Raw genomic sequence first — 13934 nt, 5'->3', positions numbered from 1 at the left:
CGAGTGTCACTCTGGCGTGACAAAGTGGTCTAGCCGCCGCGCAGTTCCCGGCGCAGGATCTTGCCGGCCGACGACTTGGGGATCGCGTCGATGAATTCGACCTGGCGCACCTTCTTGTAGGGCGCCACCAGGCCGGCCACGAAGGTCATCACCTCGTCGGCGCTCAACTCTGATGAAGGCTGTTTGACCACAAAGGCTTTCGGCACTTCCTCGCCGGATTCCTTGTCCTGTACCCCGATCACCGCGGCATCGGCGATGCCGGGGTGGCCCAGCAGGACGGCCTCCAGCTCGGCCGGCGGCACTTGGTAGCCCTTGTATTTGATGAGTTCCTTCAGCCGGTCGACGACGTAGACGCAGCCGTTGGAATCGACCTGCGCCAGATCTCCGGTGTGCAGGAAGCCTTCGGCGTCGACGGTCTCCTGCGTGGCCGCCTCGTTGTTGAGGTAGCCGGCCATCACGTTGGGGCCCTTGAACCAGAGTTCGCCGGTTTCGCTCAAACCCTCTGCCGGGATCTCGATTTCCTTGCCGGTGTCGGGGTCGACCAGCTTGCTCACGCCGTTGGGGACAGTCCACCCGCAGGAGTCCAGCGGTGCGACCGTGCCCACCGATGCCAGTCCGCCGTCGTGCGGGGTGATGTGGCTGACCGGGCTCAACTCGCTCATGCCGTATCCCTGAGAAACCGTGCAGCTCAATCGATCTGCCACCGCGCGACCCAGATCGGCGTCGAGGGAGGCCGCACCGGAGAGGACGGCCCGCAATGAGGACAGGTCATAGGAATCGACCAGCGGGTGCTTGGCCAGCGCGACGGCCACCGGCGGGGCGATGTAGACGAACGTGCACCGGCGGTCCGCGATGTTGCCCAGGAATTCACCGAGATCGAACGACGGCATGATGACCAGTTGGGCGCGCGCATGCAGGGCGGCGTTGAGCAGCACCGTCATACCGTAGATGTGGAAGAACGGCAGCACGGCCAACAGCCGGTCATCGGCGGTCAAGCCCTGCAACGGGCGGATCTGGGCGACGTTGGCGGTCAGGTTGGCGTGGGTGAGCATGACACCCTTGGGGTTGGCCGTGGTGCCCGAGCTGTAGGGGAGCGCCGCCAGATGGGTGGCCGGATCGAAGCTCACCTCGGGCGCCGGGCCGACGGCGCCGAGTCCGGCGCCGTCGAGCACCACCACCTCGTCCTCGGTATCCAAGCCCGCGGCGGCGGCTCCTTCCAATGCCTGGGGCAGCAGCGCGCTCACCGTGACCAGCAGGCGGGCCTTCGAATCCTTGAGCTGCTTGGTGATGTCCCGCGCGGTGAACAGCGCGTTGACGGTGGTGGCGGTGGCGCCGGCGCGCAGGATGCCGTGGAACGCGATCGCGAAACCCGAACTGTTGGGGGACAGCAGTGCGACCACGTCACCGACACCGATCCCGCGGGCCGCCAACCCGCCGGCGAACGCGTCGATCCGGCTGACCAGATCGCCGTAGCTGGTTTCGGTACCGGACTTGGCGTCCACCAAGGCGATCCGGTCCGCGTCGGCCGGGGACATGTCGGCGAACAGGTAGTCGTAGACGCTGACAGTCGGCAGGTCGACGTCGGGGAAAGGGCTGGCAAAACTCATGGCTGTTTCCGATCAGTTCTCGTCGAGTTGTTTGATGAGCCGCCGTGAGGCGACCAGGCGGAACGAGGCGTCGATGAGTTCGTGGACCTCGGTCCAATCCACCTTCGCCGCAGTGAAGTCCAGACCGAGCCAGCCGAAGGGGCCCATGTAGGCCGGAAAGAAGAAGCGGCTGTCCTGTTCGAGCGCGCGGCGGTCGCTCTCGTCGACCTTGATCAGCAGCGAATGTGGATAGGGCACCATCTCGCCGCGGCTCTCGGGTTTGACGTTCCCGCCGTACATGGCGAACATCTTCGGCGCGCAGAAAACCGGCCTGCCCCACGAAACCTTCTCGAATGCCTCGGGAAACCCCAGGGCAACGGTGCGAAGTTCGGCCAGGCCCAAGTCGTCGTCGCTGAACATGATCGGGTGCGGCATGCCCCAAGGTTAATGGGGGCGTCAGATGGCTCCGATAGCCTGCCAGGGTGAGCGATGAGCCGACCGGACCTGCCGACGCCGTGCTGCCTGAACAGGCCGATGCCGACGTGCGGCGACGTTGGCAGGAACTCGCGGACGAGGTGCGGGGGCACCAGTTCCGCTACTACGTCAAAGACGCACCGGTCATCTCGGATGCCGATTTCGATGTGCTGCTGCGCGAATTGCAGGCGCTCGAGGAGGAGCACCCCGACCTGCGGACACCCGATTCCCCGACCCAACTGGTCGGTGGCGCCGGGTTCGCCACCGAATTCGCCCCGGCCGAGCATCTCGAACGGATGCTGTCCCTGGACAACGTGTTCGATTCCGATGAGCTGTCGGCCTGGGCAGCCCGGATCAGCGGGGAGACGGGCGATGCCGCACATTATCTGTGCGAGCTCAAGATCGACGGCGTCGCGCTCGCACTGGTCTACCGCGACGGGCGGCTGGTTCGGGCGGCAACCCGCGGCGACGGACGCAGCGGTGAGGACGTGACACTCAACGCCCGCACCATCTCCGACATCCCCGAGCAGCTGACCGCGTCTGACGAGTTCCCGGTGCCCGCGGTACTGGAAGTACGTGGCGAGGTGTTCTTCCGGGTCGCCGACTTCGAGGAGCTCAACGCAGGATTGGTCGCCGAGGGTAAGCCGCCCTTCGCCAACCCACGGAACAGCGCGGCGGGCTCGCTGCGCCAGAAGAATCCTGCGGTCACCGCGCGTCGCCGGTTGCGGATGATCTGTCACGGGCTCGGCCACATAGAAAGCGCTGCAGGTTTCCCGTTCAAATCGTTGCATGACGCCTACCGGGCGCTGGACCAGTGGGGCCTGCCGGTGTCCGAACACACGGCCAAGGTGTCCGGCGTCGCCGCGGTCGCCGAGCGGATCGCCTACTGGGGTGAGCACCGCCATGACGTCGACCACGAGATCGACGGCCTGGTCGTCAAGGTCGACGAGGTGGCACTGCAACGTCGGCTCGGCTCGACCTCACGCGCACCCCGCTGGGCAGTGGCCTACAAGTACCCACCGGAAGAGGCCACCACGAAGCTGCTCGACATCCGGGTGAGCGTGGGACGGACCGGCCGGGTCACCCCGTTCGCCTACATGGAACCGGTCAAGGTGGCCGGCTCGACCGTCGGCCTGGCCACGCTGCACAACGCGACCGAAGTTCAGCGCAAGGGGGTGCTGATCGGCGACACCGTGGTGATCCGCAAGGCCGGCGACGTCATCCCCGAGGTGCTCGGCCCGGTGGTCGATCTCCGCGACGGATCCGAGCACGCATTCGTCATGCCGACCAACTGCCCCGAGTGCGGCACCGTCTTGGCCCCGGCCAAGGAGGGCGACGCCGACATCCGCTGCCCGAACACCCGCAGTTGCCCGGCGCAGTTGCGGGAGAGGGTGTTTCACGTCGCGGGTCGCGGCGCGTTCGATATCGAGGGGCTCGGTTACGAGGCTGCCACTGCGCTGCTGCAGGCCGGGGTGATCGCCGACGAGGGCGATCTGTTCACCCTGACCGCCGACCAGTTGCTGCGCACCGAGCTGTTCACCACCAAGGCCGGCGAACTGTCGGCCAACGGCAAGCGCCTGCTGGCCAATCTCGACAAGGCCAAGGCCCAACCGCTGTGGCGGGTCCTGGTGGCCTTGTCGATCCGCCATGTCGGGCCCACCGCGGCACGTGCCTTGGCCACGGAGTTCGCCAGCCTGGACGCCATCGTCGCGGCCTCCGAAGAACAGCTCGCCGCGGTGGAAGGCGTGGGCCCGACCATCGCCGCCGCGGTTATCGACTGGTTCACCGTCGACTGGCACCGCGCCATCGTGGACAAGTGGCGGGCCGCCGGGGTCCGGATGGCCGACGAGCGCGACGCGAGCATCGAGCGCACGCTGGAAGGTCTGTCGATCGTGGTGACCGGCTCACTGCCCGGGTTCTCCCGCGATGAGGCCAAGGAGGCCATCATCAGCCGCGGCGGCAAGGCCGCCAGCTCGGTGTCGAAGAAGACCGCGTACGTGGTGGCCGGGGATGCGCCCGGATCCAAGTACGACAAGGCCGTCGAACTCGGGGTCCCGATCCTGGACGAGGACGGGTTCCGCACGCTGCTCGCCGAGGGCCCCCCGGCCGCCGATGAGGCTACGGCCGACGAAGGCTAGTCCAATTCAACGCAGGATCGTCGCGACGATCCCGGCCAGGTAACCCAACCGCGCCACCTCCGACGGCCGGAACCCTGGACCGCCGGGGCGGCCCAGCAGGATCGCGGTGTTGTGGTCGCCCAGTGGTGCGGCGGCCAGCGTGGTGTCCATGTCACTCCAGACCTGCGGCACCCATGGCTCGGTGCCGTTGAGCGTCGAAGCCCGTTCCAACGGCAGCCACGGCGCCGACTGTGCCTGGGTCTCGGGTGCGCCGTGGCTCGCGGCGACCCGTTCCACTCCGTCACCGGTGGACCGGACCACCGTGCACCAGCCGACCCGCAGAACTCGTGGTGCTTCTTCGGCGAGCACCTGCAGCCGTTGTGCCTTCGAGCGGGCCGCCGCGACGTGATCGATCAACTCGAGTTCGCGGTGCGCCTCCAACAGTCCGGTATGGGGCCGGATGCTGTCGACATAGACGCCGGACAGGTTTTCGGCGGCGGTGATCAAGCTGTCGGGCATCGAGCCCTGCGGCAGGTCGACGACCAGATCATCGATGGCGTAGCCGGTTCCGCGCTCGACGACGTCGAGGGACAGGATGTCGGCGCCGACCGACCCGAGCGCCACGGCGAGCGAGCCGAGGCTGCCTGGTCGGTCCTCTAGCTGGACCCGGAGCAGATACGAAGGCACACGTATAACTGTTGCACAGGGGGAGTCTCGGGGCATGCCGGTGCATGGCTGGGTGTGCTGCCGCTGTGTGGCAGTTCTACTGCTTTGACTAGGCTGCTTTGTCGTGTCGAAGATCTCCCGAGACGAGGTTGCCCATCTGGCGCGTCTGGCGCGTCTGGCGTTGACCGACGACGAACTGGACAGTTTCGCCGGCCAGCTGGATGCCATCCTCGGCCATGTCAGCCAGATCCAGTCCGTCGACGTCACCGGCGTGGAGGCGACGGGCAACCCGCTGAAGGACGTGAATGTCAGCCGCCCTGACGTCGTCGTGCCGTGCCTGACGCAGGAGGAGGCGCTGGCTGCGGCGCCGCGCGCCGAAGACGGCCGCTTCGCCGTGCCGCGGATTCTCGGAGAGGGTGAATGACGAGCATGAGTGAGCTGATCCGTAGCGATGCGGCGACCCTGGGTGCCCAGATCGCGGCCAAGGAGGTCTCCTCGACCGAGGTGACCCGGGCCCACCTGGACCAGATCGCCGAGACCGACGAGCGCTTCAACGCCTTCCTGCACGTGGCTGCCGATTCGGCGCTGGCCGAGGCGGCCCGGATCGACGCGGCCGTCGCCGCGGGCGAGACGCTGCCCTCGCCGCTGGCCGGGGTTCCGTTGGCGCTCAAGGACGTCTTCACCGCCACCGACATGCCGACCACCGCGGGATCCAAGATCCTCGAAGGCTGGCGCGCACCGTACGACGCGACCGTGACCGCCAAGCTGCGCGCCGCAGGTATCCCGATCCTCGGCAAGACGAACATGGACGAATTCGCCATGGGATCGTCGACCGAGAATTCGGCCTACGGACCGACCCGTAACCCGTGGAACACCGAGCGGGTGCCCGGTGGGTCGGGCGGCGGTAGCGCTGCGGCGCTGGCCGCCTATCAGGCTCCGCTGGCGATCGGCACCGATACCGGCGGATCGATCCGTCAGCCCGCCGCGCTGACCGCGACCGTGGGTGTCAAGCCGACGTACGGCACGGTCTCGCGCTACGGCCTGATCGCCTGCGCGTCCTCGTTGGATCAGGGCGGGCCGTGTGCGCGCACGGTGCTCGACACCGCGCTGCTGCACCAGGTGATCGCCGGCCACGATCCCCGCGACTCCACCTCCGTCGACGCCCCGGTGCCCGACGTGGTCGGTGCCGCCCGGGCCGGAGCAGCAGGCGATCTCAAGGGCGTGCGCGTCGGTGTCGTCAAGCAGCTGCGGGGCGAGGGTTACCAGCCCGGCGTGCTGGAGTCGTTCAATGCCGCAGTGGCCCAGCTGACCGCGCTCGGCGCCGAGGTCACCGAGGTCGACTGCCCGCACTTCGACCACGCGATGGACGCCTACTACCTCATCCTGCCGTCGGAAGTGTCGAGCAACCTGGCACGGTTCGACGCGATGCGATTCGGGCTACGGGTGGGTGATGATGGCACGCACAGCGCCGAGGAGGTCATGGCGTTGACCCGGGCCGCCGGGTTCGGGCCCGAGGTCAAGCGCCGGATCATGATCGGTACCTACGCGTTGTCGGCGGGCTACTACGACGCTTACTACAACCAGGCGCAGAAGGTGCGGACCCTGATCGCCCGCGACCTGGAGCAGGCCTACCAGAACGTGGACGTCCTGGTGTCCCCGGCGACCCCGACCACTGCATTCCGGCTGGGGGAGAAGGTCGACGATCCGTTGGCCATGTACCTGTTCGACCTGTGCACGTTGCCGTTGAACCTGGCCGGCCACTGCGGCATGTCGGTGCCGTCGGGTCTGTCGCCCGACGACGGCCTGCCGGTCGGTCTGCAGATCATGGCGCCGGCCCTGGCCGATGACCGGCTGTACCGCGTCGGCGCGGCCTACGAGGCCGCCCGCGGCCCGTTGCCCAGCGCGTTGTAGGCAGCACGCCCTTATGCCCGGCACGGTCGTGCCGGGCGGGGCAAGATGGTGCCCATGCGCATCGGAGTTCTCACCGGCGGCGGTGATTGTCCTGGCCTGAACGCGGTGATCCGGGCGGTGGTGCGTACCTGCGACCAGCGCTACGGCTCGTCGGTGGTCGGATTTCTCGACGGCTGGCGAGGGTTGTTGGAGGATCGCCGCATCCAGTTGGCCAACGATGATCGCAATGATCGGTTGTTGGCCAAGGGCGGAACCATGTTGGGCACCGCGCGGGTCAACCCGGACAAGCTGCGGGCGGGCCTGGATCAGATCAAACAGACACTCGAAGACAACGGGATCGACGTGTTGATCCCGATCGGCGGTGAAGGCACATTGACCGCCGCGCACTGGTTGTCCGAGGAGAATGTCCCGGTGGTCGGCGTGCCCAAGACCATCGACAACGACATCGACTGCACGGATGTGACTTTCGGCCACGACACGGCCCTGCAGGTGGCGACCGAGGCCATCGACCGGTTGCACAGCACCGCGGAATCGCACCAGCGCGTCATGCTGGTCGAGGTGATGGGCCGGCATGCCGGCTGGATCGCACTCAACGCCGGGCTGGCGTCGGGCGCGCACATGACCCTGATCCCCGAGCAGCCCTTCGACGTCGAGGAAGTGTGCCGGCTGGTCAAGAAGCGGTTCCAGCACGGATCGTCACACTTCATCTGCGTGGTGGCAGAGGGGGCGAAGCCGGCCGAGGGCACCATGCAACTACGTCAGGGCGGCATGGACGAGTTCGGGCATGAGAAATTCACCGGTGTGGCACAGCAATTGGCGCTCGAGGTGGAGAAGCGGATCAAAAAGGATGTGCGCGTCACGGTCCTCGGCCACGTGCAGCGTGGCGGTACCCCGACGGCTTATGACCGCGTACTGGCCACTCGGTTCGGTGTGAACGCGGCCGACGCCGCGCATGCCGGTGAGTTCGGGATGATGGTGTCGTTGCAGGGGCAGGACATCGGCCGGGTATCGCTGGCCGATGCGACCCGCCACCTCAAACTGGTACCGCAGTCCCGTTACGACGACGCCGCCGAGTTCTTCGGCTAGGCCTGGGTCCGCGGGCGATATTCATGCGCTCTTGAGCGCCTCGCGGCGTAGCAGCTGCCACATGGACGGGGTGTCGGCTGTCGTCGAAACCGTCACGGTCGCACCGGTTTCCGGTGAATCGGCCAGCTTCAGCAGGTAGTCGGCAAGGTCGGTGCGTGAGGTGAACGCGCCCACCGGGTCGCACTGGCCGGCAATGTAGTCGGTGACGTTCGGCAGGTCGAACAGGCCCGACGGCCGCACGATCGTCCAGTTCAGTCCACTGGCGGCCACGACGTCCTCCATGCGGCGCATGTCGGCGTAGAGGGTCCTGCCGAAGATGCGGCTGATCACGGGCTGGACCAGACGCAGCGCGAATGGCGTATCGGTGCGGCCGGGATAGTCGGCGACGGCGGTGGAACTCACGACGGTCAACCTCTCGACCCCGGTCCGGCGCATCGCCGTGACGATGTTGCCCACGCCGGCCGAGTAGGTGTCGACGGGATCCATCGTGAACGTGACGCCGAGGGTGGACAGCACTGCGTCGGCGCCGTCGACGGCGGCGGTGACCGCGTCCGCGTCCCGCACGTCGGCCTCGGCCACGGTGAGTGCGGCGCCGGTAACGGGGAACGCCTCGGGGTGGCGGGTGACTGCCACGACGCTGTGCCCGGCGTCGAGGGCCCGGCGGGTGAGCAGACGTCCGGTTGCCCCGTTGGCGCCGAAGATGACGATTCGCATGTTGCCTCCCAATTAGTCACTAATAGTGATAATCACGCTATAAGACAATCACCAACGGTGCTAGTGTTGGCGGCATGGCTGAGGAACCGACCGGTGTGTCCGCTCTCGACGAGCGCATCCCGTTCCTGCTGTCCCAGCTCGGCGCGTATGTGGCCGATGGCTTCAGGGCCAAGCTGGAGCCGTTGGGGCTGCATCCCAGGGCCACCGCGGTTCTGCTGGCGCTGGCCGGAGTCGACGGGCAGTCGCAACGCGAGCTCTGCGAACGCCTCGGGCTGCACCGCAATGTGATGGTCGCGCTGATCGACACGCTGGAGGCCGAGGGCCTCGTCGAACGCCGGCCGCATCCAGATGACCGGCGGGCATTCGCCGTATCTCTGACCGGGCGGGCACGGGAACTGGTCCCGGCTCTCGACTCCGCCGGCCGTGCGCTCGAGGATGAGGTGACCGCGTCGCTGTCCGACGAGGAGCGCACCGCGCTGCGCCACCTGCTGCGCCGGTTGTCGGCCGCGGCCGGCCTGATCCCCGGCGTCCACCCCGGACTGGCCTGAAACGCCGCCCCACTAGGATCGACGGCATGTCTGTCGCTACCGCTGAACTCGTTGACTACGACGACGTCATCGCCACCTATGAGCCCGTGATGGGCATGGAGGTACACGTCGAGCTGTCCACGGCCACCAAGATGTTCTGCGGCTGCGCCAACCGGTTCGGTGCCGAGCCCAACACCCTGGTCTGCCCGGTGTGCCTGGGGCTGCCCGGTTCGCTGCCGGTGCTCAACGAGGCGGCGGTCGAGTCGGCGATCCGCATCGGCCTCGCACTCAACTGCGATATCGCGCCGTGGGGCCGGTTCGCCCGGAAGAACTACTTCTACCCGGACCAGCCGAAGAACTACCAGATCTCGCAGTACGACGAGCCGATCGCGATCGACGGATACCTCGACGTGCCGCTCGACGATGGCACCACCTTCCGCGTCGAGATCGAGCGTGCGCACATGGAGGAGGACACCGGCAAGCTGACCCACCTTGGCAGCGACACCGGCCGTATCGCGGGGGCGACGACCTCGCTCGCTGATTTCAACCGAGCCGGTGTTCCGCTGATCGAGATTGTCACCAGGCCCATCGAGGGCACCGGGGCGCGGGCACCCGAGATCGCCCGTGCTTATGTGACCGCGCTGCGAGACCTGTTGCGTGGCTTGGGTGTATCGGATGTCCGGATGGACCAGGGGTCGATGCGGTGCGACTCGAACCTGTCACTCAAGCCGGTCGGGGCCACCGAGTTCGGCACCCGCACCGAGACCAAGAACGTGAACTCGCTCAAGAGCGTCGAGGTTGCCGTCCGGTATGAGATGCGCCGCCAGGCAGCGGTTCTCAATTCCGGTGGCACGGTCACCCAGGAGACACGGCATTTCCACGAGGACGGCTACACCTCGCCGGGCCGCAGCAAGGAGACCGCGCAGGACTACCGGTACTTTCCCGAGCCCGACCTCGAGCCTGTCGCCCCCGACGCAGAGCTCGTCGAACGACTGCGTCAAACCATCCCTGAGCTGCCGTGGTTGGCACGCAAGCGGATTCAGCAGGACTGGGGCATCTCCGACGAGGTGATGCGTGACCTGGTCAACGCCGGTGCGGTGGAGTTGGTGGCCGCCACCGTCTCCCACGGCGCCTCCAGCGAGGCCGCCCGAGCCTGGTGGGGCAACTTCCTGGTGCAGAAGGCGAACGAGTCCGGGGTCGAGCTCGAGACATTGCCGATCACCCCGGCCCAGGTCGCCGCCGTGGTCAAGCTCGTCGACGAGGGCAAGCTGTCCAACAAACTGGCCCGCCAGGTCATCGAGGGAGTGCTGGCCGGCGAGGGCGAACCCGAGCAGGTGATGGCCGACCGCGGGCTGGCACTCGTGCGCGACGACTCGGTGATCCAGGCTGCGGTGGACGAGGCGCTGGCCGCCAACCCCGATGTCGCGGACAAGATCCGCGGTGGCAAGGTCCAGGCCGCCGGGGCGATCGTCGGTGCGGTGATGAAGGCAACCAAGGGCTCGGCCGACGCGGCCCGGGTTCGCGAGCTGGTGCTGGCGGCCTGCGGTCAGAACGGGTAGCCGCGGCTACTTGACCGAGCCGGCGAACATCGTCATCGCAGCGGCGGCATATTGTTCGAGCCGTTCGCGCGGGTAGCTGGCGGGGTCGTGCACAGCCAGACGGCCGAGCATCTCCGCGAACGACAGCAAGGTGTGGCCGAGAAGCTCGGGATCCAGTGCGGAAAGCCGGGGATCCACCGCTATGCCCGCCTTCGCCATTTGCTCGAGCTCCGCGAGGATCTGGTTGCGGGCGTTGCGGACCGCTGCGTGGACATCCCGCGGCGCGGTGTCGGGTTCGGTGAGGATGAGCCGCCAGCGGGCCGGATTCTCCAACACGCAGCGCAGGAAACCGGTGACCGTCGCCGTGTAGGCATCTGCCGGTCCGGTTACCGACAGATTCTCGGGCAGGGTGGTCAGGACCTGGCTCAGGCCCCGCTGATGCTCGCGGACGAGCAACGCAGCCACCAGTTCGGTGCGGGTCCGAAACGCGGTATAGAGAACGGGTTTGCCGACGCCACCGGCCTCGGCGACGCCCTCCATGGTCAGCTCGTGCAGGGGGCAATCGTGGAGCACCGTCAAAGCTGCGTCCAGCAGTTGCTCGCGCCGCTCTTCACGCGGTAGCCGCGGTGCATATCTGCGGCGCTGGCGGTCAGGCACCCGGGTAATGGTACGTGATAGACGAACCATTTCTAAGGGCACATTGTGTGCGTTGTATTCATATCGACCGATTGACGCTGCCGGGTCCGGTCAGGTCCGGAGAGTCGATCTAGGCCGAAATGTTTTGTGCCCTAGGTGTTGTCGGCATTGCTGCGCGGGAAGCCGCCGCCCTGCGGGAACAGCGGGAAGACGACGTCGTCGAAGTTCTCGGCATCGCCGGCGGTCCGGTTCACGGTCGCACCCCACACGTTGCCGTCGGGGGAGAGCTGCAACGCCCACGCATGACCGCGCACGTTCTCCCGGACCACCTCCGGGTCACCGGTGACCGCGCCGGTATCCGGTGCGAGGCGTACAGCGACGGTCTTCTTGACGTTGACCAGGTTCACCAACACCGTGCCCTCCAGGGCGGCGCACCCGGCGACGCCGGGCCGGTCCGGCCAGGTCCACACCGTGGAGATCTTGGAATCCTTCGTGATGCGCTGCAGTCGGTCGGCGCTCGGCGTGCGGTCGGTGACGTAGAGCGAGCCGTCCGACGAATCGACGCACATGCCGCCCGCGCCACCCAGGCCGCTGAGCGCCGTGGTGATCGGGGCCTGGTTGACGGTGGTGGGCTGCTCGATGCGCAGCACCTTGCCTGCCAGCGATGCGGGGTCGGCAGCCAATGCCGGGTCGCCGGCATCGCCCGTCTGCACCAGCAGGGTGGTCTTGCTGGTGAACGTCAGCGCCCCCATGTTGCCGGTGGCGCCCTTCGGGATGCCGGTGAGGATGGGCTTCGGCACGTCGCCGTCGGCGATGCGGATCACGCGGTTGTCTGTCGGAGTGCTGATATAGGCGTACATCAGCCGGTCCTGGCCGTAGGTCGGCGACAGCACGATGTCCATCAGGCCGCCGTCACCGGACGGATCGACCGGGATCGTCACCTTGACCTTCGGCTCGGCCTTCACCGACACCTGCTTGACCGCGCCGGTGAGCCTCTCGGCGACCAGTGCGGACTGGCTGTCGGGCAGCATGATCAGACCGCTGGTGCTGTCCAGGCAGCCCTGCATGACCCCTGTCGCCTTGCATTCCTTGGGGAACGGCTTGGCCGGCAGCGGTGGCGGCGGCGGGGGTGTCGTGGTCGGCCCCGGTGCCATCTTGGGCTCGGTGGTGAAAGGTTCGGACTGGGCCGCGTCGAACCGGGCACAGCCCGACCCGACAAGCATCGCGGCACACAGAACGGCGGCCACCCCCATCAGCCGGCGCGATTTCATGCCGCCAGATTACGGATCGCTCGGCAGTGCGCGCCACGTCGGGACCGCCCGTCGTATCCGTAGCAGGTCGATACCAGGCGGAAGCGCCGGGGTAAATACCCGGATCGGACCGAACTTGCACTTACCCTGGCAGCTGTGACCAGCCACCCACAGGACCCACAAGCCTGGCAACGACCGGGTTACTCGGACGATTCCGCCAGGCCGGCCGGGGCCAGCCTGGTCGACCCCGAAGACGACCTGCCGTCGGAGAACTACGGCGGCGACTTCGAGACCACCGCCATTCCCCGCTACGACTCGAAATCGGGCGACCAGTCCGCATTCAGCCTGGTCTCCGACCCGGAGCCACTGCCGTACGTGCAAGCCGGAGGGCCCGCCCCCATGGGCCCCTTCGCGGCCGAACCTGCGGAGATCGAGCGTGACGAGTTCATCGACGACCGGGTCCGGGCAGCCGGTCGACGCGGCACCCAGGACCTCGGCCTGCTGATCCTGCGCGTCGCGCTGGGCGGGCTGATGATCATCCACGGCCTGCAGAAGGCCTTCGGCTGGTGGGGCGGCCCCGGGTTGGACGGGTTCAACTCGTCGCTGGACGAGATGGGCTTCAAGAACGCCGACATCCTGACCTACGCCGCCACCGGCGGGCAGATCGCCGCCGGCGTACTGCTGGTCCTCGGGTTGTTCACCCCGATCGCGGCGGCCGGCGCGCTGGCCTACCTGATCAACGGGGTGCTGGCCACGGCGATGGCGGCGCATGAGCAGGCCCGCCTCGCGGAAGTCATCACCGACGGCACCGAATACCGGTTGATCGTCGTCGTCGCCGCGGCCGCGATCATCCTGACCGGGCCGGGTCGCTACGGATTCGACGCCGGCCGCGGCTGGGCCCGGCGCCCCTTCGTGGGTTCGTTCGTGGCCCTGGTGCTCGGCGTGGCCGGCGGCATCGCCATCTGGGTGCTGCTCAACGGCGGCAACCCGCTGGGTTAAGACGGCGCTGAAGGTCGTTTGAACCGTTAGGCGTACGGATTCGGTACGCGGCTGCCGCTCACCTCGGTGAGCAACGGCAGTGTTGCGAACGTCACGGCGGGCAGGCGCAGGTCCGTCCCGTCGCTCAAATCTGCGATCGCCCAAGATGACCGGTCGAACCGCAACCCCTTGATCTCCGTCCACGACACCGTGCGGCTGCGCGTCAGCGACCGCGCGGTGACGGTGTCGGCATCGGCGGTCGTGCGGTACCGGATGATGGCCGCCGACAACGCAATCGGGATCACCAGTAGCACCGAGAACCAGGTCGGATTGCTCAGGACCAGCGTCAGCAGGCCGAGCGTCAGGAATCCGACTGCCAGGTGCGCCATGGGCGATATCCGGATGACGACAGGGGCGGTTGCCGATCGTGCGCTCACAGGTTCATCCTTGC

14 protein-coding genes are annotated in these 13934 nt (G+C 67.5%); 7 read left to right on the top strand and 7 right to left on the bottom strand.

Translation table 11 applies throughout. From position 1 onward, the window contains the following. Nucleotides 1–29: 29 nt before the first annotated feature. Both AB0876_RS15335 and AB0876_RS15330 read right to left on the bottom strand, forming a co-directional pair. Nucleotides 30–1607, bottom strand: a complete 1578-nt coding sequence (locus tag AB0876_RS15335) for a 4-coumarate--CoA ligase family protein (RefSeq protein WP_491838583.1) — start codon at nucleotides 1605–1607, stop codon at nucleotides 30–32. A gap of 12 nt (nucleotides 1608–1619) precedes the next feature. Beyond that, nucleotides 1620–2021 carry an MmcQ/YjbR family DNA-binding protein gene (locus tag AB0876_RS15330; RefSeq protein ID WP_526042313.1) on the bottom strand — a complete coding sequence of 134 codons (402 nt, stop codon included), beginning with the start codon at nucleotides 2019–2021 and terminating at the stop codon, nucleotides 1620–1622. 80 nt (nucleotides 2022–2101) lie between these two features. Here AB0876_RS15330 and ligA point away from each other — a divergent pair, with 80 nt between their 5' ends. Beyond that, nucleotides 2102–4198 carry an NAD-dependent DNA ligase LigA gene (gene ligA / locus AB0876_RS15325; RefSeq protein ID WP_491839318.1) on the top strand — a complete coding sequence of 699 codons (2097 nt, stop codon included), beginning with the start codon at nucleotides 2102–2104 and terminating at the stop codon, nucleotides 4196–4198. A 6-nt stretch (nucleotides 4199–4204) separates the two neighbouring features. On the opposite strand, the gene AB0876_RS15320 is transcribed toward ligA, so the two are convergent. Beyond that, nucleotides 4205–4864, bottom strand: coding sequence for an ACT domain-containing protein (locus AB0876_RS15320; protein ID WP_526042312.1), 660 nt, complete (start codon nucleotides 4862–4864; stop codon nucleotides 4205–4207). A 103-nt stretch (nucleotides 4865–4967) separates the two neighbouring features. Here AB0876_RS15320 and gatC point away from each other — a divergent pair, with 103 nt between their 5' ends. The 3 genes from gatC to AB0876_RS15305 are packed head-to-tail and all read left to right on the top strand — an operon-like array spanning nucleotide 4968 to nucleotide 7840. Further along, a complete protein-coding gene (gene gatC / locus AB0876_RS15315; RefSeq protein WP_064931354.1) occupies nucleotides 4968–5267 on the top strand; it encodes an Asp-tRNA(Asn)/Glu-tRNA(Gln) amidotransferase subunit GatC in 300 nt (99 codons plus the stop codon). A 5-nt stretch (nucleotides 5268–5272) separates the two neighbouring features. After that, the gene (gene gatA, locus AB0876_RS15310; protein ID WP_491838586.1) at nucleotides 5273–6754 is read left to right on the top strand and encodes an Asp-tRNA(Asn)/Glu-tRNA(Gln) amidotransferase subunit GatA; all 1482 of its coding nucleotides are present in this window, start codon (nucleotides 5273–5275) and stop codon (nucleotides 6752–6754) included. A 54-nt stretch (nucleotides 6755–6808) separates the two neighbouring features. Further along, the gene (locus AB0876_RS15305) at nucleotides 6809–7840 is read left to right on the top strand and encodes an ATP-dependent 6-phosphofructokinase (protein ID WP_019343140.1); all 1032 of its coding nucleotides are present in this window, start codon (nucleotides 6809–6811) and stop codon (nucleotides 7838–7840) included. Nucleotides 7841–7861: 21 nt separating this feature from the next. On the opposite strand, the gene AB0876_RS15300 is transcribed toward AB0876_RS15305, so the two are convergent. Next, nucleotides 7862–8554: an NAD(P)-dependent oxidoreductase gene (locus tag AB0876_RS15300; protein ID WP_526042311.1), complete on the bottom strand. Its 693-nt coding sequence runs from the start codon at nucleotides 8552–8554 to the stop codon at nucleotides 7862–7864. 74 nt (nucleotides 8555–8628) lie between these two features. Here AB0876_RS15300 and AB0876_RS15295 point away from each other — a divergent pair, with 74 nt between their 5' ends. Both AB0876_RS15295 and gatB read left to right on the top strand, forming a co-directional pair. After that, the gene (locus AB0876_RS15295; protein WP_491838588.1) at nucleotides 8629–9102 is read left to right on the top strand and encodes a MarR family winged helix-turn-helix transcriptional regulator; all 474 of its coding nucleotides are present in this window, start codon (nucleotides 8629–8631) and stop codon (nucleotides 9100–9102) included. A 26-nt stretch (nucleotides 9103–9128) separates the two neighbouring features. Beyond that, complete coding sequence (gatB, locus tag AB0876_RS15290) at nucleotides 9129–10640, top strand: Asp-tRNA(Asn)/Glu-tRNA(Gln) amidotransferase subunit GatB (RefSeq protein WP_526042310.1); 1512 nt, start codon at nucleotides 9129–9131, stop codon at nucleotides 10638–10640. Nucleotides 10641–10646: 6 nt separating this feature from the next. On the opposite strand, the gene AB0876_RS15285 is transcribed toward gatB, so the two are convergent. Next, nucleotides 10647–11306, bottom strand: coding sequence for a TetR/AcrR family transcriptional regulator (locus AB0876_RS15285; RefSeq protein WP_491838590.1), 660 nt, complete (start codon nucleotides 11304–11306; stop codon nucleotides 10647–10649). Nucleotides 11307–11407: 101 nt separating this feature from the next. Further along, on the bottom strand, nucleotides 11408–12526 hold the full coding sequence (locus tag AB0876_RS15280) for a PQQ-dependent sugar dehydrogenase (protein WP_526042309.1): 1119 nt from the start codon (nucleotides 12524–12526) through the stop codon (nucleotides 11408–11410). A gap of 135 nt (nucleotides 12527–12661) precedes the next feature. Here AB0876_RS15280 and AB0876_RS15275 point away from each other — a divergent pair, with 135 nt between their 5' ends. Then, the gene (locus tag AB0876_RS15275) at nucleotides 12662–13504 is read left to right on the top strand and encodes a DoxX family protein (RefSeq protein ID WP_491838592.1); all 843 of its coding nucleotides are present in this window, start codon (nucleotides 12662–12664) and stop codon (nucleotides 13502–13504) included. A gap of 26 nt (nucleotides 13505–13530) precedes the next feature. On the opposite strand, the gene AB0876_RS15270 is transcribed toward AB0876_RS15275, so the two are convergent. Further along, nucleotides 13531–13872 carry a PH domain-containing protein gene (locus AB0876_RS15270; RefSeq protein ID WP_526042356.1) on the bottom strand — a complete coding sequence of 114 codons (342 nt, stop codon included), beginning with the start codon at nucleotides 13870–13872 and terminating at the stop codon, nucleotides 13531–13533. Between the last annotated feature and the right edge of the window lie 62 nt (nucleotides 13873–13934).

The organism is Mycobacterium sp. NPDC049093, assembly GCF_040704635.1.
Taxonomy (GTDB): domain Bacteria; phylum Actinomycetota; class Actinomycetes; order Mycobacteriales; family Mycobacteriaceae; genus Mycobacterium.
Note: the sequence above shows the minus strand (reverse complement) of the source record. Positions and strands in the feature narration are given on the sequence as shown.